23 protein-coding genes and 1 pseudogene are annotated in these 25,445 nt (G+C 31.1%); 10 read left to right on the forward strand and 14 right to left on the reverse strand.

The features are described 5' to 3' along the window. The first annotated feature begins 56 nt into the window (after positions 1-56). Complete coding sequence (locus AB2B44_RS06035; RefSeq protein ID WP_369048673.1) at positions 57-1,565, forward strand: hypothetical protein; 1,509 nt, start codon at positions 57-59, stop codon at positions 1,563-1,565. Between the two features lie 28 nt (positions 1,566-1,593). Here the strand turns inward: AB2B44_RS06035 and AB2B44_RS06040 are convergent, their stop codons facing one another. The 4 genes from AB2B44_RS06040 to AB2B44_RS06055 all read right to left on the reverse strand — a co-directional run bounded on the left by AB2B44_RS06040 (position 1,594) and on the right by AB2B44_RS06055 (position 5,292). Beyond that, on the reverse strand, positions 1,594-2,208 hold the full coding sequence (locus AB2B44_RS06040; RefSeq protein ID WP_369048674.1) for a YceI family protein: 615 nt from the start codon (positions 2,206-2,208) through the stop codon (positions 1,594-1,596). A 5-nt stretch (positions 2,209-2,213) separates the two neighbouring features. Next, entirely contained in the window at positions 2,214-2,483 is a 270-nt protein-coding gene (locus tag AB2B44_RS06045; protein WP_369048675.1) for an acyl-CoA-binding protein, read from the reverse strand. 163 nt (positions 2,484-2,646) lie between these two features. Next, on the reverse strand, positions 2,647-4,557 hold the full coding sequence (gene dnaK / locus AB2B44_RS06050; protein ID WP_369048676.1) for a molecular chaperone DnaK: 1,911 nt from the start codon (positions 4,555-4,557) through the stop codon (positions 2,647-2,649). Positions 4,558-4,695: 138 nt separating this feature from the next. Next, positions 4,696-5,292 (reverse strand): NUDIX hydrolase, encoded by a 597-nt coding sequence (locus tag AB2B44_RS06055; RefSeq protein WP_369048677.1) that lies wholly within the window; start codon positions 5,290-5,292, stop codon positions 4,696-4,698. A gap of 7 nt (positions 5,293-5,299) precedes the next feature. Between AB2B44_RS06055 and pyrE the strand changes: the two genes are divergently transcribed. Continuing rightward, positions 5,300-5,941: an orotate phosphoribosyltransferase gene (gene pyrE / locus AB2B44_RS06060; RefSeq protein WP_369048678.1), complete on the forward strand. Its 642-nt coding sequence runs from the start codon at positions 5,300-5,302 to the stop codon at positions 5,939-5,941. Between the two features lie 102 nt (positions 5,942-6,043). Further along, the gene (locus AB2B44_RS06065; RefSeq protein ID WP_369048679.1) at positions 6,044-6,433 is read left to right on the forward strand and encodes an SRPBCC family protein; all 390 of its coding nucleotides are present in this window, start codon (positions 6,044-6,046) and stop codon (positions 6,431-6,433) included. 14 nt (positions 6,434-6,447) lie between these two features. On the opposite strand, the gene AB2B44_RS06070 is transcribed toward AB2B44_RS06065, so the two are convergent. Continuing rightward, a complete protein-coding gene (locus tag AB2B44_RS06070; RefSeq protein WP_369048680.1) occupies positions 6,448-7,179 on the reverse strand; it encodes a biotin--[acetyl-CoA-carboxylase] ligase in 732 nt (243 codons plus the stop codon). A gap of 96 nt (positions 7,180-7,275) precedes the next feature. On the opposite strand from AB2B44_RS06070, the gene rsfS reads away from it, so the two are divergent. From rsfS to AB2B44_RS06095, 5 genes are all read left to right on the forward strand, one after another. Beyond that, complete coding sequence (gene rsfS / locus AB2B44_RS06075) at positions 7,276-7,644, forward strand: ribosome silencing factor (protein ID WP_369048681.1); 369 nt, start codon at positions 7,276-7,278, stop codon at positions 7,642-7,644. A 25-nt stretch (positions 7,645-7,669) separates the two neighbouring features. After that, complete coding sequence (gene ftsH, locus AB2B44_RS06080; protein WP_369048682.1) at positions 7,670-9,640, forward strand: ATP-dependent zinc metalloprotease FtsH; 1,971 nt, start codon at positions 7,670-7,672, stop codon at positions 9,638-9,640. A gap of 15 nt (positions 9,641-9,655) precedes the next feature. After that, positions 9,656-10,246, forward strand: coding sequence for a hypothetical protein (locus AB2B44_RS06085; RefSeq protein WP_369048683.1), 591 nt, complete (start codon positions 9,656-9,658; stop codon positions 10,244-10,246). 1 nt (position 10,247) lies between these two features. Then, positions 10,248-11,042: a phosphatidate cytidylyltransferase gene (locus AB2B44_RS06090; protein ID WP_369048684.1), complete on the forward strand. Its 795-nt coding sequence runs from the start codon at positions 10,248-10,250 to the stop codon at positions 11,040-11,042. Positions 11,043-11,157: 115 nt separating this feature from the next. Next, positions 11,158-12,450, forward strand: coding sequence for an NAD(P)/FAD-dependent oxidoreductase (locus tag AB2B44_RS06095; RefSeq protein WP_369048685.1), 1,293 nt, complete (start codon positions 11,158-11,160; stop codon positions 12,448-12,450). A gap of 92 nt (positions 12,451-12,542) precedes the next feature. Here the strand turns inward: AB2B44_RS06095 and AB2B44_RS06100 are convergent, their stop codons facing one another. From AB2B44_RS06100 to AB2B44_RS06135, 8 genes and pseudogenes are all read right to left on the reverse strand, one after another. Continuing rightward, positions 12,543-14,951, reverse strand: a complete 2,409-nt coding sequence (locus tag AB2B44_RS06100; RefSeq protein ID WP_369048686.1) for a glycoside hydrolase N-terminal domain-containing protein — start codon at positions 14,949-14,951, stop codon at positions 12,543-12,545. Between the two features lie 371 nt (positions 14,952-15,322). Beyond that, complete coding sequence (locus AB2B44_RS06105; RefSeq protein ID WP_369048687.1) at positions 15,323-16,708, reverse strand: alpha/beta hydrolase-fold protein; 1,386 nt, start codon at positions 16,706-16,708, stop codon at positions 15,323-15,325. A 170-nt stretch (positions 16,709-16,878) separates the two neighbouring features. Continuing rightward, the gene (locus tag AB2B44_RS06110) at positions 16,879-17,343 is read right to left on the reverse strand and encodes a hypothetical protein (protein ID WP_369048688.1); all 465 of its coding nucleotides are present in this window, start codon (positions 17,341-17,343) and stop codon (positions 16,879-16,881) included. Positions 17,344-18,243: 900 nt separating this feature from the next. Beyond that, a pseudogene (locus AB2B44_RS06115) lies at positions 18,244-19,038 on the reverse strand (site-specific DNA-methyltransferase); the annotation flags it as partial. Further along, a complete protein-coding gene (locus tag AB2B44_RS06120) occupies positions 19,039-19,572 on the reverse strand; it encodes a hypothetical protein (RefSeq protein WP_369048689.1) in 534 nt (177 codons plus the stop codon). 6 nt (positions 19,573-19,578) lie between these two features. Continuing rightward, on the reverse strand, positions 19,579-20,460 hold the full coding sequence (locus tag AB2B44_RS06125) for a DNA adenine methylase (RefSeq protein ID WP_369048690.1): 882 nt from the start codon (positions 20,458-20,460) through the stop codon (positions 19,579-19,581). A gap of 2 nt (positions 20,461-20,462) precedes the next feature. Beyond that, positions 20,463-20,747: a helix-turn-helix domain-containing protein gene (locus tag AB2B44_RS06130; RefSeq protein ID WP_369048691.1), complete on the reverse strand. Its 285-nt coding sequence runs from the start codon at positions 20,745-20,747 to the stop codon at positions 20,463-20,465. A 217-nt stretch (positions 20,748-20,964) separates the two neighbouring features. Beyond that, positions 20,965-22,335: a tetratricopeptide repeat protein gene (locus tag AB2B44_RS06135; protein WP_369048692.1), complete on the reverse strand. Its 1,371-nt coding sequence runs from the start codon at positions 22,333-22,335 to the stop codon at positions 20,965-20,967. Positions 22,336-22,519: 184 nt separating this feature from the next. Between AB2B44_RS06135 and AB2B44_RS06140 the strand changes: the two genes are divergently transcribed. Both AB2B44_RS06140 and AB2B44_RS06145 read left to right on the forward strand, forming a co-directional pair. After that, complete coding sequence (locus AB2B44_RS06140) at positions 22,520-22,861, forward strand: DUF2853 family protein (protein ID WP_369048693.1); 342 nt, start codon at positions 22,520-22,522, stop codon at positions 22,859-22,861. Between the two features lie 92 nt (positions 22,862-22,953). Continuing rightward, complete coding sequence (locus AB2B44_RS06145) at positions 22,954-24,378, forward strand: L-serine ammonia-lyase (RefSeq protein ID WP_369048694.1); 1,425 nt, start codon at positions 22,954-22,956, stop codon at positions 24,376-24,378. A 14-nt stretch (positions 24,379-24,392) separates the two neighbouring features. Here the strand turns inward: AB2B44_RS06145 and yaaA are convergent, their stop codons facing one another. Further along, the gene (gene yaaA, locus AB2B44_RS06150) at positions 24,393-25,151 is read right to left on the reverse strand and encodes a peroxide stress protein YaaA (protein ID WP_369048695.1); all 759 of its coding nucleotides are present in this window, start codon (positions 25,149-25,151) and stop codon (positions 24,393-24,395) included. Positions 25,152-25,445 lie beyond the last annotated feature (294 nt).

Raw genomic sequence — 25,445 nt, forward strand, 5'->3', positions numbered from 1 at the left:
AAAGTTATATTTTAGAGACAATTATTCATTAAAATATAACTTTAAATCAAACAACAATGCGTAACCTTTTAGTAATTATTTTACTAATTTTTGGTCTTTATTCAATTAGTTCTTGCAGAAAAGATTTTAGCACCATACCAAGCTTTGGACAACTCCAATTTTCTAAAGACACCGTTTTTTTAGACACTATTTTTAGCAATATTGGCTCTGCCACTTATAACTTAAAGGTCTACAACAACAGTAATAAAGCTATTACAATACCCACTGTTAAATTAAAAAACGGAAGCCAATCATACTACCGATTAAATGTAGATGGAATTGCAGGAAATACATTCGAAAACATCGATGTTCTTGCTCATGATAGTTTATATATTTTTATAGAAACCACCATAAACTACAACAATGTTTCTAACCCTCTTTACGTTGATAAAATTTTATTTGACAATGGTAATAATGAGCAAGAAGTAAATTTAGTGACTTTAGTGCAAGATGCTGTTTTTTTATACCCTGATAAAGACCCAATTACAATGAAAATAGACAGCTTAACCTTAGATGGTGAACCAACAAATATTCAAGGGCGCTTTTTAAAAAATAACGAATTGGTTTTTACTAAAGATAAACCCTATGTAGTCTACGGATATATTGCTGTGCCCAAAGGAAAAACAATGCAAGTACAAGCAGGTACAAAAATATATTTTCATAACAATTCGGGTTTAATTATCGATAAAGGCGCAACGCTAAAAACCAATGGAACTCTAGAAGAAAAAGTTGTTTTTGAAGGTGATCGATTAGAACATTATTTTAATAACATAGCAGGGCAATGGGGAACCATTTGGATGCGACCAGGAAGCGTGAATAACCAACTAAAAAACACTCAAATTAAAAACGGAATTATTGGTGTTTTAGTAGATAGCATTAGCAATGCAACCACCCCTACTTTAACCTTAGAAAACACAGAAATATACAACAATGCTACCTATGGCATTTTAGGTAGAAATACCCATATAAAAGGAAAAAATGTTGTTATTGGTAATGCTGGACAAGCTTCTTTAGCCTGTTTAATGGGCGGAACTTATAACTTTACACATGCCACCTTTGCCAATTATTGGAACACTGGTTATAGACAATTACCAACGGTATTAATCAATAACCATTTTTCGTACACTAACAATAACGGAGAAACAACAACCAAAGCATACGACTTAACTGAAGCAAGTTTTACAAATTGTATTATTGCAGGAAATAATGACGTTGAATTTATACTCGATAGTGCTAAAGGAACAGAATTTAATTATTCCTTGAAAAACTGCATGATTAAATTTAACGATGTCAATAATACTTTTACCAACAACAACGAGTTAAATTTTGATAATAGCAACTATGAAAACATTATCTTAAACGGAACAACCGATTTTAAAAACAGCCGAAACAATGAGTTTATCATTGGTCAAAAAAGCGATGCTATAAATCACGCTTTACCAACCTCTGTAAATGAAGATATTTTAGGTATTAGCAGAGGGGAAAAACCCGATATTGGAGCCTATCAACATATAAATTTTGAATAACCCCTCTCCTAACAACTTGTTTTTTTTATTAAAATTTTGAAGAAATAGTAATCGCAACTTCATCCCAAGTTTTTGAAACACCATCGGCACCTTTATGTAAATCTTTACACGCCTCATTTAAAGATTGTAGTGCTTTTTCTGCTTTCCAATCCGATATTTTCATGGTTGCTTCTAATTTAAATTCGTTCTCAGAAATAGTATAAGCAAAAGGTAATTTATGGGTAACACCATTCATGGTAATATCTGCATATCCAGTGGCGTCATTTTCTAAAACCAATTTTCCTGTTAATAATGATGTATTTTCCATTATACCAAAAAAGAACTCTTTAAGTTTCGAATCTCTACTGGCTTCATTCGTAAAAATACTACTTACAGGAATAGAAAATTCGGCTCCATTTACAGCTTCTTTAATAGTAGCACCCTCGCCACCAGCAGTAATAGTTACCTTTTTAAACTCGCCTTTAACAGGTATTTTTTCAGTAGTTTTATACGCTGTCCAATTAATCGAGTTTTGAGCATTTTTTAACGAAAAAGCTAACGCTTTTTTCTCTGGTTGCTTTGTTTCTTTTTTATTTTCTGATTTACAACTAATTACTAATAAGCTAATAGTAAAAACAGCGAATAACACAAATACTTTTTTCATAATGATTATTTTATTATTTTATTGACTAGGTTAATATATTCTTTTTTTGCTTGTTCTTTACTCATCCCTCTCATTTGTATCCATGCATTAAATTTAAAGGCACTTCTAACATCATAATTGGTATTAAACGAAGAGTTATCTCCAGCAGTAGCCTGTTTATAATACGCGTATAACTGAAGCATGGTGTCTGGAGGAAGTGAAACTTTAGTATTCGATGCTTTTTCAAACGCTTTGTTAAAAGCCACATCTAAACTATTTACAGTATTTTTTTTCATTAAAAAACCATTGCTATTCTAAATACCTACAGGTAGGTGTTTATAGGTCGAACAAATTTAGTAATAAATTTGTTTTTTTATAAAATAGATAATTAAAAAATTAAATTATAAAACAAAAAAGACTGTTAAATAACAGTCTTTTTTGTTTTGAATTAAGCAAGTTTTATTTTACTTCTTCAAAGTCTACATCTTCAACATTATCTCCTTGCGTATCATTAGCACTTGCATCAGCAGAACTTTGTTGTGGTTCTCCAGCACCAGCCTGAGCTTCTTGTTGTGCTTTATACATTTCTTCTGAAGCAACTTTCCAAGCCTCGTTTATCTTTTCCATTGCCGTATCAATTTGTGCAATATCTTTAGATTCATGTGCTTTTTTCAAATCTGCTAAAGCGGTTTCAATAGGTTCTTTTTTATCAGCAGAAAGCTTGTCGCCAAATTCTTTTAATTGTTTTTCTGTTTGAAAAATCATAGCATCTGCACCATTAATTTTATCAGCAGTTTCTTTTGCAGCTTTATCGGCTTCAGCATTAGCTTCGGCATCTTGACGCATTTTTTCAATTTCTTCTTCGGTTAATCCTGAAGAAGCCTCAATACGAATATTTTGCGACTTACCTGTAGCTTTATCGGCTGCTGAAACATTAATAATTCCGTTAGCATCAATATCAAAAGTTACTTCAATTTGAGGTATACCTCTTGGTGCTGGTGGAATACCATCTAAATGAAAACGACCAATAGTTTTATTATCTGCCGCCATAGCTCGTTCACCTTGTAAAACATGAATTTCTACAGACGGTTGATTATCAGCAGCAGTAGAAAATACTTGCGATTTTTTTGTTGGTATGGTTGTATTAGCGTCAATTAATTTGGTAAACACATTTCCCATAGTTTCAATACCTAACGATAAAGGAGTAACGTCTAATAACAATACATCTTTTACATCACCTGTTAAAACACCACCTTGAATAGCAGCTCCTAAAGCTACCACTTCGTCTGGATTAACCCCTTTACTAGGTGCTTTACCAAAGAATTTTTCAACAGCATCTTGTACCGCTGGAATACGTGTTGACCCCCCTACTAAAACTACCTCATCAATATCTGAAATGCTTAAATCAGCATTTTTTAAAGCGGTAGAACAAGGCTCAATCGTTCTTTTTACTAAATCGTCTATTAATTGCTCAAATTTAGCTCTACTTAAAGTACGAACTAAGTGTTTTGGTCCGCTTGCAGTAGCTGTAATATACGGTAGGTTAATTTCGGTTGATGTTGTGCTCGATAATTCAATTTTTGCTTTTTCAGCAGCTTCTTTTAACCGTTGCAAAGCCATTGGATCTTGACGTAAGTCCATATTTTCATCAGCTTTAAACTCTTCTGCTAACCAATTAATTATTTTTTCATCTACATCATCTCCTCCAAGGTGAGTATCTCCGTCAGTAGCTAGTACTTCAAAAACGCCGTCACCTAATTCTAAGATAGAAACATCGTGTGTACCCCCACCAAAATCAAATACTACAATTTTTTTATCGTCGTTAGATTTATCTAACCCATATGCTAATGCAGCTGCAGTTGGCTCGTTAATAATTCTACGAACTTTTAATCCTGCAATTTCACCAGCCTCTTTCGTTGCTTGTCTTTGTGCATCATTAAAGTATGCAGGTACAGTAATTACTGCTTCTGAAACTCCTTGACCTAAATAATCTTCAGCAGTTTTTTTCATTTTTTGTAACACCATTGCAGAAATTTCTTGTGGTGTATATAAACGACCATCAATATCTACACGAGGTGTATCGTTGTCTCCTTTAACAACTTTATAAGGTACTCGCTCTATTTCTTTAGTTACTTCAGAAAACTTATTCCCCATAAAACGTTTAATCGAATAAACTGTTTTTGTTGGGTTTGTAACTGCTTGACGTTTTGCAGGATCACCTACTTTACGCTCTCCGCCTTCTACAAACGCAACCACCGAGGGTGTTGTTCTTTTTCCTTCAGAATTCGGAATAACCACTGGCTCGTTTCCTTCCATCACAGAAACACAAGAGTTGGTAGTACCTAAATCTATTCCTATAATTTTACTCATAATATTTATTTTTCTAGTTTTTAATTCAACTTTATAGCTACTTAATTGTCAAAGTGTATGCCAACAGGTATTTTTAAAAGATTTGGCAGTAATTACATTTTAAATGCCAAAATTAATGACAGGATGACAGCGTAAGGTTTATTTTTTTTGATATTCTTGATATACCATTATAATATTGGCATACGTATTTTTTAAAGCATTTTTTATAGCTCGTTTATTTTTAAAAACAGCTTTAGTAATACCCTCCTCTGTTTGTGGCGTTAATTTTTGATTATATGTTGTATGCATTAAATACCAACTTGTTTTTTTTAATATTAGTTTTGTTCCTACATCAAAAACATGATACGTACACATCAAAAATTTAATTACAGTAAGATTAGCAACACCAGATTCTTCTTCAACTTCTCTAATGGCTGCATTTTTTATTTTTTCACCTTTTTCTATCTTTCCTTTCGGAAACTCCCATTTACCAGAACGATAAATAAATAAAATTTCACCTTCTGAATTTTCTACTAAGCCTCCTGCCGCTTTAACAAGTTTAAATGCTTTTTTAAATTGCTTCCAAGCACTAGAAACATCCAAAGTATATAACCAGACACCATCTATAGATTCATTTTTTAATTTATACACAATTTCAGCTATCGAAACTTGGTCAAAATGATAAATGGGATATTTATTTTTTTGCTCAGAATCTGTTATAATAATTGGCTTATTTTTTACAAAAACTTTATACATTTGTAAAATGAATTTAAACAAAGATACTTCAAAAAAAACAGCTGAGCTACTTTTGCAAATAAAGGCTATAAAACTTAGCATCGCCTCGCCATATACTTGGGCTTCGGGATGGAAATCCCCTATTTATTGCGACAATAGAATTACGTTATCTTACCCGCCTGTAAGAAATTTTTTAAAAGAAGAATTAGCAAAATTAGTAGAAGAAAAACATGGTAAACCTGATGTAATTGTTGGGGTGGCTACTGGAGCAATTGCAATTGGTGCATTAGTTGCTCAGGATTTAGGAGTATCGTTTGCCTATGTACGTCCAAAACCTAAAGGTCACGGAATAAAAAACCAAATTGAAGGTCATATTGAAAGCGGTCAAAACGTGGTAGTTATTGAAGATTTAATAAGCACAGGTAAAAGCAGTTTACAAGCCGTGAAAGTTTTAAAAGAAGCTCATGTAAATGTTAAAGGAATGGTAGCTATTTTTTCATATGGATTTGACGTTGCTAAAGAAAATTTTAAATCGGAAAACGTAGAACTAACTACTTTAACAAATTACGACTTTTTATTAGAGCAAGCTTTAGAAAGCAACTATATTGATAGTAAAGAATTGTCAACCTTAAAAGACTGGAGATCAAACCCTAGCAACTGGGGAAACTAAACAACAATTATACATCTTAAAATTTATTACCTTACAAAAGGTAACAAACAGAATTGGGTAATTGTTTTAAAAAAGATAAATATTTAATGTAATTTTATTAGGGTGAATATAAACGGAACAGCTATAATAGTAGAAAAATCTAAACAACAAATGTTTGAATTTTTAACTGATTTAAATAATTTCAAACAATTAATGCCCGACTCTACTGAAAAATTTGAAGTTGAAGGTGATTCATTTGTTTTTGCTTTAAAGGGAATGCCTGAGATTCGTTTAACAAAAAAAGAAGTTACCCCTTATTCGAATATAACTTTAGGGGCTGCTAGTAGCAAATTAGACTTTATGTTAGCTGCAGATATTGAAGAAATTAACGAATCGTCTTGTCAAATTCAACTTAATTTCGATGGTAATTTTAACCCAATGATGGCTATGATGGTAAAAAAACCACTAACTAGTTTTATTAATACGCTAACAGAAAACCTAAAAAAACTTTAGCCTATTTTTTAATTTTATTCGAAAGAAACCTCTTTAACCCCAAAGGTTACAATAGATTTATTTTCTAATTCTATTTCAAGTTTGCCCATTTCAGATACTCCTATTATTTTACCCAAAAACAACCTGTTTTGATTATCTTTAAACAAACTAACTATGTTTTTTTTGTATAGTTGGGCTAAATAAGCTTGTTTTAAAATTGTAAACTCACCTTCAATTAAAAGCGTTATATTTTTTTTCAGGTAAAACAACAAATCCTTTAAAAGTAAATCTAAATCTACATTTTTTTGTATTTCTTTTTTTATTGAAGTAACTTTTGTTAATGTTGAAGAAAACACTGTTTGGTTGACATTAAGACCTATACCTATAATACTAGAAAAAACAGTACTACTTTGAATACTATTTTCAATTAAAACGCCACATATTTTCTGCTCTTCTGACAAAATGTCGTTAGGCCATTTTATAGCCAAATTGGGTAATTTATATTTTTTTAACGTTTCAAAAATACTTAAACTCACAGCATAATTTAAATAAAACTGATATTGTACCTCTAAGTTTTGAAAGCTATAAAAACAGCTGAACAACAGGTTTTTATTAGCCTCAGAGAGCCATTGAGTATGCATTTGCCCTCGCCCATTAAGTTGTTGTTTGGCTACAACTGTGGTAAAGTTTTTTAGCGACGTATTTTGAGCCAACTCTTTTAAAAAAGAGTTTGTAGAATCAATGGCATCAAGTTTGATTATTTCCAAGTCTAAATGTTTATGTAAGTTTGTGTAAACAAGTATCAATATTACATAAATTAATTGCAAAAAAGTAATAACTTTGCTAAAATTTAAATTTTTTTAATGACCAAAAAAAAAGCAAGTACAGACGACCTACTCGCTGTAATTATAAAGGGGATTGATGATGTAAAAGGTGAAAACATCCTACTACTAGATTTAAGAGAAATCGAAAACACTGTATGTGATTATTTTGTAGTATGCTCTGGAAATTCGAACACCCAAGTAAAAGCCATTTCAGGAGCAGTACAAAAAACCGTAAGCAAGACTTTGAAAGATAAACCATGGCATGTTGAAGGAGAAGCAAATGCTGAATGGGTTTTAATAGACTACGTAAATATTGTGGTTCATATTTTTCAGAAACAATCTCGCGAATTTTATGATATAGAAAGTTTATGGGGAGATGCGATAATAACCGAAATAAGTCCCGCTTAAACCTTAATTTTTTGATAATACGATAATGACAAATAACAATAATAACGACAAGAAAAAAACCACCTTTAAGTTTAATTTTTATTGGGTTTATGGGGCTATTTTTATGCTCATTTTAGCGTTCCAATTTTTTGGCTCAGGAGATTTAGCGTCTAGAAATCTTTCTAAAAACGAGTTTACCAAAATTTTAGAAAAAAACGACATCAAATATGTTCTTGTAAAAAATAATGTAGCCCAAGTTTTTTTAACAGAAGATGCGCTAAAAAAAGACGATTATAAAAAACAAGTAAATTCACCATTTTACAGAGAAGGTTCTCCTTTGTTTACCTATCGTTTTGGTGATACACAAAATTTTGAAAAAGACGTAAAAGCCACCAAAGAAAAACTTAATTTAAGTGTTGACATTCAATATATGGATCCTACTAGTTTTATGGATACCATACTTAATTTTCTCCCTATAATTCTATTAATTGGCGTTTGGTTATATTTTATGCGACGAATGTCAGGAGCTGGAGGCTCGGGAGGTCCTGGAGGTCAAATTTTCAACATAGGAAAATCAAAAGCAAAACTATTTGATAAAGACACTAAAGTAAAAACAACTTTTGAAAATGTAGCCGGTTTAGAAGGCGCAAAAGAGGAGGTTCAAGAAATAGTTGATTTTTTAAAAAATCCAAAAAAATATACTTCCTTAGGGGGTAAAATACCAAAAGGAGCCTTATTAGTTGGTCCTCCTGGAACAGGTAAAACACTTTTAGCAAAAGCAGTTGCTGGTGAAGCTGATGTTCCATTTTTCTCATTATCAGGATCTGATTTTGTAGAAATGTTTGTAGGGGTTGGTGCCTCACGTGTACGAGACTTATTTAAACAAGCACAACAAAAATCACCCTCTATTATTTTTATTGATGAAATTGATGCTATTGGTAGAGCTAGAGGAAAAAACAGTATGACAGGTGGAAACGATGAGCGCGAAAACACCTTAAACCAATTGTTAACCGAAATGGATGGTTTTGGTACCGACACAAATGTAATTGTTTTGGCTGCCACCAACCGGGCAGATGTATTAGACAGCGCCCTTATGCGTGCTGGACGTTTTGACCGTCAAATCTATGTTGACTTACCTAATATTGTTGAGCGTGAAGAAATTTTTAAAGTACACATAAAGTCTTTAAAACTAGCCAGTGACGTTAATATCAAGTTTTTAGCACAACAAACCCCTGGTTTTTCTGGTGCTGACATTGCCAATATGTGTAACGAAGCAGCTTTAATTGCTGCCAGAAACAATAAAAAAGCGATTCATCATCAAGACTTTTTAGATGCTGTTGATAGAATTGTAGGCGGTTTAGAAAAGAAAAACAAAGTTATTACTCCTAAAGAAAAAGAAACAATTGCATTTCACGAGGCGGGTCATGCAACGGTTAGTTGGATGTTAGAACATGCAGCACCTTTAGTAAAGGTAACAATCGTACCTAGAGGACAATCATTAGGCGCCGCTTGGTATTTACCTGCTGAAAGAATGATTGTACAAACCGATCAAATGCTAGACGAAATGTGTGCCACTTTAGGAGGTCGGGCGGCAGAAAAAATAATTTTCAATAAAATTTCTACAGGAGCCCTAAACGATTTAGAAAAAGTAACCAAACAAGCTCGAGCTATGGTTACTATTTACGGATTAAATGAAGAAGTAGGTAATATTACCTATTACGATTCGTCAGGTAACGATGCTTTTGTAAAGCCGTATAGTGAAGAAACTGCAAAGCGAATAGATATAGAAATTACTAAAATGATTGAAGAGCAGTACAAAAGAGCATTAGACTTATTAACGCTTCATAAAGAAAAGCTAACAACCTTAGCCCAATTATTACTAGAAAAAGAAGTTATTTTTAAAGACGATTTAGAAAAAATATTTGGTAAAAGACCTTTTGAAAAAGAAGAAGAGGAAATTAAAGACCAAAAAAATAACACAACTACAACAAAAGAAGAAGCAACTGTAGAAGAATAATATCTTTAATTTTAAATGAATTTTTTAAAAAAATTATTTAACCTATCAATAACATCATCTAAAGACGATGAAATAAAAGAGCAAGTTGTTAATTTGTCTTTGGAAGATTCTTTTGTACATAATTTTATAAAAAAGGGCGGTAAATTTTTATATGCTACCAAAACAGAAGAGGTTATTACTAATATTAAAAACATTCTAATCGAAAACAATTGGAATAAAATAACCTGTACCGATATTGACTTACTAAAGTTTTTAAGAAATATTGATGTAGCCATTGGAACTAATTTTAAAACAGCTAACCCTTTTTTTACCACCTGCGAACATTTAATTGCTAGTAATGGAGATATTTTGTTTTCGTCAAATCAATTAAAAAGCGACAAGCTTCCTGAGCTTTCTAAAGATTTTATAGTATATGCCACAACTAGTCAGCTCGTTAAAAATAATGGGCAAGCATTAACAGGTATTAAAACCAATTTTAAAGGCAACATTCCTACCAATATTAGTGCTATTAGAAATTATTCAATAAAAAATGATGACGATAATTTCTTAAATAACGGAAGTAGTAATTCAAAAAACTTATATTTGTTGCTGTTTGAAGATTTATAGTATGAGCAACTTTATAAAAAGAATTACCTCTGGAATTATTTACGTTCTTCTTTTTATTTCGTTTGTTTTAATTTCTAAAGAAACCTACATTATTTTAATAAGCGTTTTTGGCTTTCTATGCATTTGGGAGTTCTCAAAAATGATTTATTTAAAAAACATTGTTCCCTACATACTATTACCTATTGTAATGGTTTATTTTTACTATTATGGTTCCGATAAAAATAATTTACTTTTATTAGGCATTACGTTATTGTGCTCTGTTAGGTTAATTTATCATTTATTTTCTGAAAATAATACTTACCCTAAAACGTTTATCAGTAAATTAGATTTATGTATCCGATATATTATTTTTCCAATATCATTTCTAATTTTACTTCCATTTACAAATAATCAATACAACGGCACATTTGTAATTTTTATTTTAATTATTTTATGGGTAAATGATAGTTTTGCCTTTTTAGTGGGTAAAAATTTTGGTAAGCATAAGTTATTTGAGCGTATTTCACCAAAAAAAACAATTGAAGGTTTTGTTGGAGGAGCAGTTTTTTCTGTAATCACAGCTAGTATTATAGCAAAATACACGACCACTTTTTCTACACTCAATTGGATTTTTATTGCTTTAATTGTGGTGATTTTTGGTACTTTGGGCGATTTAGTTGAAAGTAAATTTAAACGTCAAGCCAAAATAAAAGATAGCGGAAATATTATGCCTGGGCATGGTGGCATATTAGATCGTTTAGATAGTTTACTTTTTTCGTCTCCTTTTATTTATCTATACATCCATTATTTAATGTAACCCGCAACAATTAGCTTTTTATAATTTAACACTAATATAAAAGACAAATTTTAGTAAACTTACTTGTACTTTTAACTAAATTTGTACTTTCTTAAAACTAAAAATACCGCATTTTATGAATATACCGCAAATAAGTATTCCAAGAGTTGTTATTATTGGCGGAGGCTTTGCTGGGTTAGCCCTTGCAAAAGGACTAGAAAATAAAGAAATTCAAGTAGTTTTACTAGACAAACATAATTACCATACATTTCAACCCTTATTATATCAAGTGGCAACTGGAGGGTTAGAACCAGACTCTATTGCTTTTCCTATTAGAAAATTATTTAACAACCTAAAATATTACCATTTTAGATTGGCAGAAGTAACTAAAATTAACCCCGATAAAAATGAGGTTATTACTAATATTGGAAACTTAACCTATGATTATTTAGTAGTTGCATCAGGATCTAAAACTAATTTTTTTGGAAACAAAAACATCCAAAAATATGCTATGGAAATGAAAAGCATTCCACAAGCACTTAATATTCGAAGTTTAGTTTTAGAAAATTTTGAAGCCGCTTTATTAACCTCTAATTTAGAAGAACGAAATGCTTTAATGAATTTTATTATCGTTGGTGGTGGTCCAACAGGAGTAGAATTAGCGGGTGCCCTTGCCGAAATGAAAAAAGGTATTTTACCTAAAGACTACCCTGATTTAGACATTAGAGATATGCAAATCAATGTAATTCAAGGTACCGACAGATTAATTGATGCCATGAGTAAAAAATCTTCAAAAAAGGCCGAAGATTTTTTATTGAATTTAGGTGTTAATGTATGGAAAAATCTTCTCGTAACAAATTATGATGGTAATACTGTAACCACCAATTCAACCGAAACGTTTAAAACCGCTACCGTAATTTGGGCTGCTGGGGTACAAGGCGAAACAATAAATGGGCTTAAAGAACAGTGTATTGTAGAAAGAGCAAACAGAATTAAAGTAGACACCTATAACAAAATAGAAGGATATAAAAATATTTTTGCCATTGGTGATGTAGCGCTTATGTGTTCAGAAAAAAGCCCCAAAGGACATCCAATGATGGCTCAACCAGCCTTACAACAAGGTAAATTACTAGCCAAAAACTTGTTAGCTGAAATTAAAGGAAAACAAAAAAAACCATTTATTTATAAAGACAAAGGTTCTATGGCAACTATTGGTAGAAATAAAGCAGTGGTTGATTTACCAAGATGGAAATTTCAAGGTGTTTTTGCGTGGTTTGTTTGGATGTTTGTTCATTTATTTTCACTAATTGGCTTTAGAAATAAAGTAATTGTTTTTATGAACTGGATTTACAATTACATCCGTTTTGACAGAGAAACCAGATTAATTATTCGACCTTACAAAAATAAAAATAGCGAATCTTTTAAATAACAACAACGTATTTTAAATAAAAAAACTTCCGACACTTTAAAGTGTCGGAAGTTTTTTTATGATTAATCAATTTTGATTCGTTAATATGTAAATTATCCTTTTAACGGAAAATACTCTTTACCTTTTTCTGTATTTAAAAGTATCTCTTTTCCTTTGTAATCAAGCTTACAAAGCCCTCCGTTTTTTGAAAACACTCTAACATAAGTTAAGTTATTTGACTCCCATTTTAAATCAATTACAAAACCTCCTCTAGCACATAACCCAGTCACTTCTCCATCTTTCCAATCTTTAGGTAAAGCTGGCAACAATCTAATTTCTCCTGATTGACTTTGAATTAACATTTCTGCTATACCTGCTGTTGATCCAAAATTAGCATCCATTTGAAAGGGTGGATGTCTTGCAAATAAATTTGGAAAAATTTTCTTATTTAAAATACTATTTAAAAAGTTTTCTGCTTTTTCACCATCTCTTAGTCTTGCATATTCATTAATTAACCAAGCGGCACTCCAACCTGTATGCCCACCACCATGTGAAATTCTATAATCTAACGATTTTCTTACAGCTTCAGCAAATTTAGGCGTTTTATCAAGATCTATTTGGTATCCTGGGTACAATGCAAATAAATGCGAAATATGTCTATGACCAGGTTCACGTTCTTTAAATTCTTCTCTCCACTCCATTAAACGACCATCTGTTCCTATTTTAGGCTTCGCTAATTTTTTTTGAGCCTCAATAACTTTTTGTACATACGAGTCATGAATTCCTAATACATCTGATGCGTCTATAAAATTTTTAAAAAGCTGCCAAATAACTTCTTGGTCATGTGCTGGCCCCATTGATATTTGACAAACCGTTCCGTCGGGTGCTATAAAAGTATTTTCTGGCGATACTGACGGCCCTGATATTAATTCTCCTGTTTTAGGGTCTGGTATTAACCAACCCATATAAAACTCTGTTGATTGCTTTAAAATTGGATATCTTTTCTTAAGAAATTCTTTATCTAAAGTAAAGTAATAATGCTCCATAATATGCGTGGTTAACCATGCCCCTCCAGTAACATGCATTCCCCAACTAGGATTTTGCCCAGGTGAAGTAAACCCCCAAACATTCGTCGTTGGGTGAACTACCCAACCATCAAGATGATATTGTTCTCGCGCGGTTCTATTACCTGGTTTTCGTAACTCTTCCGTAAAATCAAATAAAGGCAAGTGCATCTCTGATAAATTCGTAACTTCTGCTGGCCAATAATTCATCTCTACATTAACATCTGTATGATAATCACTATCCCATGCCGTTAATATCTTATTTGCCCAAATACCCTGTAAGTTAGCAGGTAATGAACCCGGTCTTGATGAAGAAATTAATAAATAACGTCCGTATTGAAAAAATAACTCTGTTAAATGTAAGTCAGGTTTTTTGTTGTCAAATTGCTTAACCCTTAAATCAGTTGGTATGGTATCAGCTAAATTTTTTGTTAATTTAAATGCTACACGATTAAAATATTGTTGATATTCTGCTTCGTGTTTTTTTAACAATTCTTCATACGGTATTTTTTCCCCTTTTTCTAAAGTTGTTTTTGTAATTTCTTTATACGGTCTACCTTTGTATGTAGGGTATTTTAAAAGATAATCAGTAGAAGCTGTTAATAAAAGAACAACTTCATCGGCATTTTTAACAATTAAACTTGAATCAACATATTTTACCGTTCCGTTTTTATTAATAGCAGACAAACGTGCCATATATTCTAATCCATCACCACCTTTTCCATCAAATAGCTTTCCTTGCATAATCAACTGATCTTTTGCTGCTTTTGTTTTGAATCTTTCAGGTCTAGTTAACGTGCTTTTAAAAGAAATCATTCCAGGTTTATCAGCAGATATTTTTATAACTAGCAAATTATCGGGTTCACTTGCAAAAATTTCTCTTTTGTACTTAACACCATCTTGAGTATAAGTAACTTTAGCAACCGCATCTTCCAAATCTAATTCACGATAGTAATTTTCATAAGGTTGTTTTTTTTCAAAATCAATCCATAAATCGCCTAAGGTTTGGTAGCAACCAAAAGGAACCATACCTTTTTTACTCCCCCCTGTACCAGGACCTTTACAAATTTGTGTTTTTTTAGTAAGTTCGGAAGCTTCTTTATATTTTCCTTCAAAAAGAAATTTACGAATTTTTGCTTGTGCTGGAAATGCCTCTGGATTGTTATCATTACTCGGGCTCCCTGACCACACTGTTTTTTCGTTTAATTGAATTCGTTCGTAGTTAACACCTCCAAAAACCATTGCACCTAAAGTACCATTTCCTACTGGCAAGGCTTTTAACCATTCAATGTCATCTTTATTTCTATTAAAACTTGCATCTGGTTTCTTTGGATTTGCTGGCTGTTTATACCACAATTTTAAAGGAGGAAGTTGTTGTTGCTGTTTTGTTGCTCGAATACTAGAGCACCCAAAAACAGATACAGATAATGTTAAGAAAATAATAATTACTTTTTTCATCTTTGTGAGTTATTTTTGAATATATATAGTAAGCATGAATATAAACGTAAAAAATACATTTTATCGCGCCACAAGATACATAATAATTCGATAACTATAATAACTAAATTTTAAACCTCTGTAATTTTTAAAAAAAAGAGGCAAGATGCCGTGAAATAAGTACAAAACTTTTTTATTTCGGTTTCAACTTATACAATTTTAAATAGTTTGTTCTTTTTGGCCGTAATACTGTTTTTTATGATACAACAAAGCGCTAAACGTATTTGGTTTAGCACATAACTTTGAAAGACACACCAATCTGAAAATTCTTGCGAATTTTCAGAAGTAGGCGAAAACAAGCAATTACTTATAATCATTACTACCAGTATTTTTCACATATTTATTTTTTTTAATTTGTTTTCAATTTCTTTTGCTTTTTTCAAGTTTATAGAAAAACCTTCTTGATAATTATTTATATATTCCTGAATAGCTTTCAATCCATTTTTTATTTCAGAACCACTTTCTAAAGCTATATTTGCAATTTTTAAGTTGAAATACGATGAAAATTCAGGTGATTTTTTTTTCCATTTTTCTGCAAATGCAATTGCCTTTTTAGGTTGGTTCATTTTTTTATAAAGCAAATCTATTGGTCTTCTGTAATAAAAGAAATTTGTAATTTCTTTATAATGTTTTTCAAGATTTACAGACCAATAATCTAATGCCTTATCATAACTTTTTACATACTCATAAAATTGAGCATATGTTGCGTAAAATTCTTTAGATATTCCCAAATGTTTTATTTCAAAATCCTGAACAGCCTTAATATCAGAGTCATTTTGAGTCATTGCTTGCATTAAACTTAAATCATCTTGATTAACTTTAAAGTCTATTCCATAAATAGTCTTCATTTTTTTAGAATGTTCTTCTATGAAAGTTAGTGGACTTATATTTTTAGAGATTAAAGAATCAATTAATTTGTCGTTCCAATCATTGTAGTGTTTGTACTCTGAAAACATATGAGAAATTCCATTATTAAGGCCTTTTCCTGCAATTCCACTATGGTCGGCATCGTATAAAACATGTTTTGCTATGATGTTCGTATTTATATTTTTTTTGAACAAACTATCCAATTGCATTCCCGATTTCAATCTTGGAGTAGCGTCTCTTGTTCCTGAAGCTACAAAATAAAAAATTGGTTTTTTGATTGTTTGTTTTGTGAACCGAATATATTCTTCCAATTGTGTTCCAAAAAGATTTTGACTTAAAGCGACAAAACCCTCAAAAGGTTGTTCTTTTTGGGTTATTACTTTTGCACAAAATGTTGCTGAATTGGAGTGTCCAATTAAAACGTTAAAGCCTGAAGAAGGGTATGTTGTATTTATTTTAGGAACGAGTTCTTGATTTAAAAAATTAAAAAACTTTAAACTGTTCTTTTCAAACTCTCCTGTTTCCCAATTAATTCCTAAATCTTTATTTCTGTTTTTATGAAAAATACCTATGATAATTGATTTTGGAATAACTTCAAAATCCATTAAAATTTTCGATTCAAAAACTGTTGGTTCAAACATCCACTTACCATCTAAAACGTAGATTATCGGATATTTTTTATTTTTAGAATAATCTGTAGGTAAAAATATTTTTATCTTTCTATAATCTCCAATATTAGTTGAGTAAATCGAATCTACTATATATTTATTTTTTTGAATTTCTAATTTTTTATTCTGTGAATAAATAATCAGATTAATAGTTAAAAATAATATTAAAATTGTGTTTTTCATTTAAGTTTGCAATGTTTTTTTTAATTACTGTAAACGGTCTCGTATAACTGCCAGTACGGTTAAATATAGCAATTGTTTTTTAGATTAAGAACTAGTTTTAGCAATCCCAAGTGGATTCTAACATAGTCGAATTCACCATAATTTCGATTATAGATTGTAGTATAACGTTATTATTCAATTTCTATATTCAAAACAGGTTTTTTTAATCTAAAATCGTCAGCTTTTATTAATTCAATTTCTACGATGCTTTCAGATGCTATGCTTTGATTTTTATTTTCAATTAAATATCCGTTAACATAAATATCATTTTTCTCATTCAATCCAAAAAAAGCATTCAACTCTTTTTGCGATTTGAATTTAAATTCGTGATTGACATTCGCACTTATAATTCCTGCGCTTTTTTTGCTTTTAACAAATAAGGTTGTAGCTCCTAATTTTCTTTCTTTGAATATTTTTAGTTCAAAAACCTTGTCAGAAGATATTTTGTTCAATAAATTAACGCTACCAATTAAAGTGTCGTTTATTATTAAAATTGGCTTTTCAGTTTTCATTATGTTTATTTCCGAATGCTGGTTTTGAGCAAAAATTGAAAATCCTATTGTTAAAATTAAGAAAAGTGTTAATATATATTTCATTCCGTTTTTATAATGCTTTACAACAAAATACTAAATGTAGTTCTGCTTTGAAAGAGTAAATATAATAAATTTGAATAATCAATACTAGTGATATGTACTAGGGTGTTGATTGTTAATCACCTGTATTGATTCGACAATAGGTTGCCTTTGACAACCGTTATCTGTCAAATTTATTATATTGGGAGTTTGAAAAGTAGCGCCAAATTACATTTAGCATACGTTGTAAATAGTTTAGGCTCGATGCCCGCCAAAGAGGAGGTTTTTTTTATATAAAAAAATGTTGTAATTTGGTTTAACGCTTGCTCGCTATTGCGTTTTATACATTGTTCTCTGCTGGCTTTCTTCGTCCGTTGTTTTATCGTGAAAACTCTTTGCAATTGCAGGAACGAGGATTGTAATGTGCTTGAACTATGCGTCGGCTAAGCGTTCAATTTTTTCCTTTGTTGTAACTGCCGGCAATGATTTTCTAAACAATTCAGCATTTACTTTTTCATTTTTGTTAAATATATTATTTGGTTTTATTTCAATTCCTGCTTTACCATTTAGAGTGAAATTTGTTTTTAAATTCACTTCATAATAAAATTCGATTCGTGAATTTTCTTTCCCTTTAATTTTTGATTTGTGTTTTAATTCGATTTTTTCAATCTCTCCGTAATGCCCAGTCAGTTTTTTAGGCTTACTTCTTGCTCCTTCATACAAATAGAGCCATTTGGCATCTAATATTTCCGTTGGAAAATCTTTTACATTATTGCTTTGACCAACTGCATGAAAATAAAATTTATTCGTTTTGGATAGCTTTGAAAGTTCCTTTTTTCTACAAAATCCCAACGCTACTTTCTCTTTTGGCTTAGGCTCATTTTTTAAGAGTTTTTCGAATTGATATTTAGTTATAAATCCACTAATTTTTTTACGATAAGTTTCAGCAATTTCAGGGTTTTCAATTTCAGTTTTTCGTTTCTTGCTAATCTCTAAATATTCTTTTTCTTGATCAATTCCTACAAATCTTCTATTTGCTAAATTTGCAGCTATTCCCGTTGTGCTGCTCCCTGTAAATGGGTCTAAAATCCAAGCATTAGGTTTTGTAGAAGCCAATATTAAACGAGTTAAAACGGAAAGCGGTTTTTGTGTTGGATGTTTTTTACAAGACTTTTCCCATTTGGCAATGGCAGGCAAAGTCCAAACATCACGCATTTGCTTATCTCCATTAAGTTTCTTCATTAATTCGTAATTGTAATAATGAGGAACTTTTTTAGACTTTCTTGCCCAGATGATTTGTTCAGTAGAGTAGGTAAAGTACCTACACGAAAAATTGGGTGGCGGATTTGTTTTTTGCCAAGTGATAATATTCAAAATCTTAAAATCAAGTTCGGTAAGCAATTGTCCAATACTAAAAATGTTGTGCATTGTTCCACTTATCCAAATGGTAGCATCTTCTTTCATTAACTCCCTAACTTGTTTAAGCCACTTTCGATTAAATTTGTTTACATTATCAAAACCTTTTGATTTATCCCATTTTCCTTTGTTTACAGAAACAATTTTTCCATTTTGGATCGATAAGCCGTCATTTGATAAAAAGTAAGGTGGGTCTGCAAAAACCATATCAAATTTATGTTTGATATTTGGCATAATATCCATACAATCTCCTTGTGCCAAGTAGAAATTTTTATCTGTGGATATGTGGTATGGTTTAATCATTTATTCTGGCAATCCTAACCATTTCAATGGAATTTTGTTAAATAGATAATGGCAATTCATACTATTAATATATTCAAGAGTGTCTTTGTAACAGGCTTGTTTAAACCAGTCATTTAGGACGTAAACATATTCTACTTTCCAATCTAAAGTCTGTACAAGTTTTGAGTATTGCTTTCTTTTAAAGTCACAAGTTTGTAGTTTTTCATCCACCGATCCACTGACTTCCTGAAACTTAATCTCAATAATGAATAACGTGTCTCTCACAATTACTAATAATCCATTATCAGGCAAGAGTCGTTTTGAAAGATAATCTCTCCAATCTATTTTGTATTCCTCAAGAAATCTATAAAACTCATGTTTTTTAAAACATCTTGCTACTTTTTCTCCGTTGTAAGTAACGATTACTCCTGACTTGTTTTTAGTTGGAATAACATCGTACCCATCTATAGCATCTAATACTGTTACAAAATCAACACGTTCTTCAAATACTAAACCAGTTTTGGTATGACCTCCACCTTTTCCTCCTTTTATCATATTAGTTTAATTAGTTATCAATAATTCGGTTAATTTTCCTCTTTTTTCAGGGTTGGCATTAATACTTCTTCTTGCATTCACTCTATGTATGTTGAAGTTAGCATATAGATCATCAAAGAAGTTATTATTGGGGTCTTTTCCTTTAACATCAGAGTTGCTTAATATCCAACTATAATTTTCATTGTTCAACCTTTCACAAAACTGAGCTAAACGAATTTGTTCGTTGTCGCAAAATTCATCTTTTGAGTAAGAATTAAAACTTGAAGTTTCACTCAATGGTTTGTATGGTGGATCAAAGTAAAAGAATGTATTTTCGTTAGCGAACTCAAGAGTTTGAGAAAAATCTCCATTCAGAATAGTTACATTTTGTAGTGCATTGGAAACCAATTTTAAGTTTTCGACATTACAAATTTGAGGCCTTTTATAGCTTCCCATAGGTACATTAAACTCATTTTTTCGATTAACTCTGTAAAGTCCGTTAAAACAAGTTCTATTCAAAAATATAAACAAAGCACTTTGTTCAGTTTGCTCTAAATTTCTTTGATTGAAGAGTGTTCTTTTGGTGTAATAATATTCCTTTTTTTCTTCTTGGTTGTCGGATAAATTGTGGAGCTCAAATTCCCATTCAGCTAGTATTTTGATTAGATTCTCTACTTCGTTCTGAATTGTTAAATAGCAGTTTGTGAGATCTGTATTTACATCATTGATTACAGCATGTTCAAGGTTAGGAAAATTGTCAAGCATCCAAAACAGCATAGCACCACTTCCAACAAATGGCTCAATAAATGTAAATGGTTGTTCAATAATATTTAGCGGTAATTGTTCTCGAATTTGGTCAATTAATTGGGTTTTACCACCTGCCCATTTTAAAAAAGGTTTTGCTCTCATTTTTATATTTTTAATGATTTTAGTGCTTTTTGCATTCCTTTGAGAGCAAAAGGTTCGTTTTCTACCGCATTTAATAATTTATCGTGTACCCAAAGGATAAGAAGTTTTTCTTCCGAGATTTTATAAAAGTCTGCAATTTTTTGTACTTGTTCACGTTGGATATTTCGTTCTCCTCTTTCAATTTTACTCATCATAGCTGTGTCAATATCCAAGACATAAGCAACTTGTCTAAGCAAAATATTTTTACTTTCTCGAATTCTGCGAAGTTCGTAACCTAATTTTTTCATTTTACCTCAAATGACTTGTCAATAATTGTCAAATATAGTCAAATTATTCAAATGTAGCATTGGATAAAAAGCAATGTGTGATAGCACTCTTTGTTTTTTCGGATCGAGTTTTAGCTTACAGAGAACGGTGAGCTATCACAAATTTGAATATTTTATACCTTTAAGAAAAACACCTAAACCCTTTATACACTAAAACCAAACAGCTACAATATAATTATCACTCCATGGCTTTTTTATAATCAGCAATTATTTTTTGTATTTCTTTATGTTCAAATACCGTTGGGTACAGCTCTTTTACGATGGTATGGTATTCAAAATCAATTTTTATTGCTTTTTTAAAATGCGCTATGCTATATTTTTCTTTATGTAAAATCATAAACAACCCACATAAACGATATTCTATTTCTGCAAATTCTTTATAGGTTTGTTCTGCTTTAATTAAAACTTTTAAAGAATCGTTAAAGTCTCCTATAAACAACAACACATCGGCAAGCGCAATGTAAATTTCAATAGCCACATCTTCCAAATCTAGACATTTATAAAAAGCTTTTACGGCTTCTTCATAAAAATTTAATTTTAGGTTAATATCGGCATATTTACGCCAGTACAACACATTAGCATCATCAATTTCTAATGCCTTACCAATATAATATAATGCCTTTTGATAATCTTCTTGTTTATAATACAGATGGGTTAACAAAATCCACCCCCTATCTAACAAAGGATCTTCGTGTACTGCTTTTCTATAATATTGAATAGCGCTATCTGCCATATCTAATTTTTCAAAGCACTCCCCTATTCTCACATATGCAAAAGCTGTTGGATCGTCTAACTCTAATGTTATCATATAATGATCTATCGCTTCTTGATAGCGTTCGAGCTGTTCTAGTGTTTTGGCTTTTTCTAAATATCCTCCAATAAAACAATCATCTATAAGTATTGCATAATCAAAAGACACTAAGGCTTCTTTATACATATTTAAGATAAAGTATTGTCTTCCTAGCTGATGCCATGCTACCTCAGAGTATGGGTTTTTATCGATATAAGCATTTAAAAATAGTATTGCCTCTTCATGACTGCCCTCCATATCAAAACAATACACAACGTTATAGAGCGATGAGTAGTCTTCATAATCAACATCAATACACTTTGCAAAATTTAAACGAGCATTTTCAAAATCGTCTAAATACAGATACTCCATACCAATCATAGACCAAATATCTGCAGGATCTTCGACATACTTAAGCGACTCTTTTAATATTTCAATAGACTCTTGATGCTTGTTTTTTTTAGACATAATAATTGCTTTTTGAATAAAAACCTCATCATTATGAGGCTCAATAGCCTCAATTTCAGAAAGAAGCTTAATGGCTTTTTTTAATTTGTCTTCAAAAATTAATAATTCTACTTGTAAAAGTTTTAGAACTACAGAAGTAGGGTGTTGTTGTAATCCTAAATTCACTGCTTTTTGCGCCAAAGAATGTTTTCCGGTATCTAAATAGTGTTGTATAATTTCTTCAAACTCAACTGAATCAAAAAAATACACGCTATTTGTTTTAAGCATTGATTCAAATTTTGATAAAGACATAGGCATCAATTTACATTTACTCTTTAAATGTACTAAGTCTGGATACACAATTTACAAAAAAAATATTTGTTTTTAACAAATTAATTAACAAAAACTTCTCTTTGATATTAATTAATTATTTCTTTATATTTGAAGAATATATTTTTGAAACAAAAAAAATAACCATATTTAAAAACAAAAAATCATGAGTAAATTCGACGAGAAAGTAGCATTATACAAAAAGTTTATGGACGACAGAAACTTACGCTCAAATACTGATTTATTAACTGCAGTAACTAAAGGTTTAGGTCCTTCTATATACAAAAAAGATGCTGAAACTGTTTCTGGTTCTGATCCTAAAGAATTAGAAACTGTAAAAAAGAATTTTTTAATTAAAAAATTAGGCTTAAAAGACAGTAATGAATTAGACGAAGCTATTGCTGAGGTTATTGAAAAAATTGGCAAATCTGAAAGAAATAAGTACAGAGCTGTTGTTTATTACATGTTAGTTAAAAAATTCGATAAAGAATCGATTTACGGAATGTAAAAAACTTTCTCAAAAAAAAAATAAAAAATCTCGTATTGATTGTGTATCAATACGAGATTTTAGTATTTTAGTTCATACATAAAACTATACTCATGTCTCAATTTATTAGTGTTTTTGATATGTTGAAAATTGGTGTTGGACCATCAAGTTCACACACCCTAGGCCCATGGAGAGCAGCCGAACAATGGATCAAAAAATTAAAAGAAACACAATTATTTAATACTATTGATGGTATTAAAATTGATTTATACGGCTCTTTATCTTTAACAGGAAAAGGACACGCTACTGATTTAGCCGTTATGCTAGGGTTAAGTGGTGCCGATCCAGAATACACTCCTGTTGAAAACTTAGGCAATATCATCAACCAAATCAAACAAACCAACAAACTACATTTTAACGCAGAAAAATTCATTCTGTTTTCTATCGATAACGTTGTTTTTAATAAAGATTTTTTACCTTTTCATGCTAACGGACTTACCTTTAGAGGTTTTTGTAAAGGCAAAGAAGTATCAACAGAAACATACTATTCTATCGGGGGTGGATTTATTATTCAAGAAGAAGATAACCTATCCGAAGAAATTGAAATCAGCAAACAAAACTTTCCTTTTCCTATTAATAAAGCTGAGCAATTAGAAACCTATTGCGAAAAAGAAAATTGCTTAATCTCTGACATCGTACTAAAAAATGAGTTAGAATTAAAAACTTTAGACGAAATAGATACTGAACTTGGCAGAATATGGAACACCATGCTAGAATGCGCATACATAGGATGCCACACAGAAGGAAAACTACCTGGAGGATTAAATGTAAAACGAAGAGCTTTTGATTCTCATAAAAAATTAATTAAAAATGCAACTTACAACAATCCTACTGAATGGGTTTCTGCTATTAGAAACACCGAAGTAAAGTTTAGAGAAATATTAAAATGGGTAAGTTGTTTTGCTTTATCGGTTAATGAAGTAAACGCCTCTCTAGGAAGAGTTGTAACTGCCCCCACGAATGGTAGCGCAGGTGTTATCCCTGCAGTTTTAATGTATTATTTAGTTATAGAAAACCATGAGGCTAATTTTGAGCATATTAAAAAATTCTTATTAGTAGCAGGTGTAATTGGAAGTGTTTTTAAAAAAAATGCAACAATTTCTGCAGCCATGGGTGGCTGTCAAGCTGAAATTGGAGTTTCTTCAGCGATGGCAGCAGCAGCATTAACCGAACTATTAGGCGGCACTGCCTCGCAAAGTTTAGTTGCTGCAGAAATAGCTATGGAACATCATTTAGGTCTTACTTGCGATCCTATTCAAGGGTTAGTTCAAGTTCCTTGTATTGAACGCAATGCTATGGGAGCTATTAAAGCGATTCATGCTGCTGAATTGGCTTTAGAAACCAATCCAAAAGAATCACTAGTTTCGTTAGATAAAGTAATTGATACCATGTGGAAAACAGCTAAAGATATGAACCGAAATTATAAAGAAACCTCAGAAGGCGGATTAGCGGTTACCGTTGGGTTAGCTGACTGCTAATCTTATGTTTTACCTTACCTAATAAATACCAATTCGGTTTCTGTAGACATTTCAGTAGAAAAACCATACCCTTCAACGTTAAATCCTTTTAACTCTTGAAGGGTTTTTATATTATTATCAATAATATAACGCACCATAAGGCCACGTGCTTTTTTGGCAAAAGTCATAATAACCTTATACTGCCCATTTTTTAAATCTTTAAATACAGGTGTAATCATGGGTACTTTTAGTCTTTTTTTATCCAATACCTTAAAGTACTCTAAACTTGCCAAGTTAATAAACAACTCATCATCATCCATTTCATCATTTAAAGCATCCGTAAGGGTAGTACCCCAAAACTTATACAAATTTTCTGCCTTACCAACCTTTAAACGAGTACCCATTTCTAAACGATAAGGCTGTATTAAATCTAAAGGCTTTAACACCCCATACAAACCCGATAAAATTCGTAAACTATTTTGTAAAATGGGTAATTTTTCTTCAGGTAATGTATTTACAGCCAACCCTCTATATACTTCACCTGTAAAGGCATATACTGCTTGTTTTGCATTTTGTGATGTAAATGGTAATTGCCAACTTTGATTTCGTTCGTAATTTAAATCAGCTAAATCATTAGAAATTTTCATTAGCTCTGATAATTTTTTACGCGAAAGGGTTTTTAATTTTTTATTTAGTTTTTCTGATTTATCTAAAAACTGAGGCTCCGTATATAAACTTGTCGGCACTTTTGATTCAAAATCTAACGATTTAGCAGGCGAAATAATAATTTTCATAAAATGATTTTAAAAAATTTAAAACGATAAATGTACAAATCATTATAAAAGTTTTCAAATTATGCACTATTAAAAAACTATTGATACTATCTAATTTTTATGCTTTGCTTTCATAAAAACAACAATTTTATCTCTTAAAAACACATCTCACTATTTTTTAACGTGACTAACCAATTGTTTTTAAAGCATCTAATACTTTAAATTTATTTTATTTAAAAAAAATTCGTATCTTTGCACGCCTTTTAACGAGAGCAGATTTAAAAAGGATTATTTAAAATTAATAGTTTAATTTCT

Source organism: Tenacibaculum sp. UWU-22, from assembly GCF_041021355.1.
Lineage (GTDB): Bacteria > Bacteroidota > Bacteroidia > Flavobacteriales > Flavobacteriaceae > Polaribacter.